Annotated in this window: 2 pseudogenes; both read left to right on the forward strand. The window is 43.2% G+C overall.

The features are described 5' to 3' along the window. Positions 1–176 precede the first annotated feature (176 nt). Positions 177–293: pseudogene (locus LC574_RS37570) on the forward strand (oxidoreductase); the annotation flags it as partial. Between the two features lie 813 nt (positions 294–1,106). After that, positions 1,107–2,032: pseudogene (locus LC574_RS37575) on the forward strand (twin-arginine translocation pathway signal protein); the annotation flags it as partial.

The following is a 2,032-nucleotide window of genomic DNA, read 5'->3' on the forward strand; positions in this document are numbered from 1 at the left end:
AAAAGCTCGGTACAACTCGAAAAGCCTAATTCCTTATTCCCTACTCCGTACAGACGCGATTAATCGCGTCTCTACCCACTCCCCGCCTACGTAGATAATTTCAAAAATCAAATACGATTCCTATATAGTAATTCTCATTTGAATGGGTATTGGATATGGGCGCACAAGAGCCGTGCGGGCGCATTAGCCCGCAAGATTTGGGAATCTGGTCAGATGCACACATAGAAACTTTGGCTAAAACTGTGGAATTGATCTATAACTTTGGCGCTGTTGCAGGTATTCAACTTGCTCACCGCCCCAAATCTTAACAATTCAAAATTCAAAATTCAAAATTCAAAATTAAAGACATTTCAGACGGGGATTTAAACCCCGACTGAAACTGAACTACGTGTTGACGTTGCGGGTCTTAAACCCTTTAATTTACGATAAAAATAGTATATCCAATTTACGCAGAGTTGGGATTAATTACACAGTCAAATAAAGGCTAAATCCGTTTTTATGGGATGTTATTTGGAAGCGATGTCTACGACAGGCTACGCCTACGCCTAATTCTCTCAACTCAACCTTTCAACCACAACCGCCTTTGATACTTCATCAAAACCCACCGTGTCGCGCTTGATTCACACTCTCAAGCAAGGAACACAACACTGTGGGCCTTTTCCTTTAGGGCTTTGACGGTCTTGCTAAGTTTATTGTAAAAACCTCTTGATTTTTATCACCGATTGTGAGAGATTTTGTCTATAAAATACTATAAATCGATAGACTTACAGTATTTTGTAGTTTAACTAGAATTAAGCCGTAGTTTTAGCTGTGCTTTAACCCCGGCAACATCCGATCAGACTGATTACAACCACAAAGTTATAACAGCCGTGTGATAAAAGCATCATACCAGCACTGAATACTTACATGACTTTCAGGAGAATCACCTTCTATGCAAGTTACCTTTCAGTAAAGTAATCCCAGATTTCATCCTAAATCCGGCGATATTAACTTGTTTTTCTAAAGGTGCGTATTTTGTGTGTGGCTAGTTGTTCTAGCTTTCAAATGCTCATATATTCACTCATGAGCAAAATTTCGTATTATTTTTTACCAGTGGGGAACATCTCATGCAAGTAGATCCTAATTCTCATCAAGGTTCCGAGCAAGATACTCAGGCTAATAGCGAAGATAAACTGAAACAACCCCGTGTAGCTAACAAACGTTTTTTTGGTAGTCACGCCAGCAGACGCTCATTTCTTGGTCGCGCTGGTTTATTTAGTGCCGCTAGCGTTGTTACAGGAGTTTTAGGTTCAACTTTCTCCTCAAAGAACGGAGGAGATGTTGTACAAGCCCAAGCTATCAACAGGCGGTATAATTATAATCGACCCTTCGACTACAGAAGGTTTGTTGATAAAGGCTATCGAGTACGTCTTGAAGCAGCGACACGTCAACGAAATATTCCGATTCCGGCTCATCCGACCAACGGCGATGAGGAGCGTTATCCCAACAAAATCGGCTCTGACAGCAGGGGACTACCGCATAATGAGCTAGGCGAAGTCAAGCTGGAAGCTTACGACTCTTTGACCAAAGCACTGACAACGCAAGACCCGAATGATTTTGAAAATGTCATCTTGGGTGGCACCAGAAAGCTGGTCAATCCTCAAGGGGCCCTGGCAATTAGCCTAGAAGGGATCAATGCAGCGCAGATAGCTGTGCCGCCACCACCAGCTCTAGCTAGTGCAGAACGCGCTGCTGAAGCAGTTGAACTTTACTGGCAAGCTTTACTCCGAGATGTACCTCTTTCCAAGTTCCAAAACAATACTGACAACCCAAAAGTCTTGGCAGCCGTCGAAGACCTCAACAAGCTTTCGGCGTTCCGAGGGCCAAAACAAAATGGCCGTGTCACCCCTCAAACTTTATTTCGTGGTAGTGTCAACTACGTCGGTTCCGGTTCAAGTACAAAATATGTTACTCCGCCAGGGGTACTAAATGGGCCCTATCTCTCACAATTTTTGTTGGTAACTATTCCTTGGGGAACTCAGTCTGTTTCGCC

The sequence above is a fragment of the Nostoc sp. CHAB 5715 genome (assembly GCF_020829685.1).
GTDB lineage: Bacteria > Cyanobacteriota > Cyanobacteriia > Cyanobacteriales > Nostocaceae > Nostoc.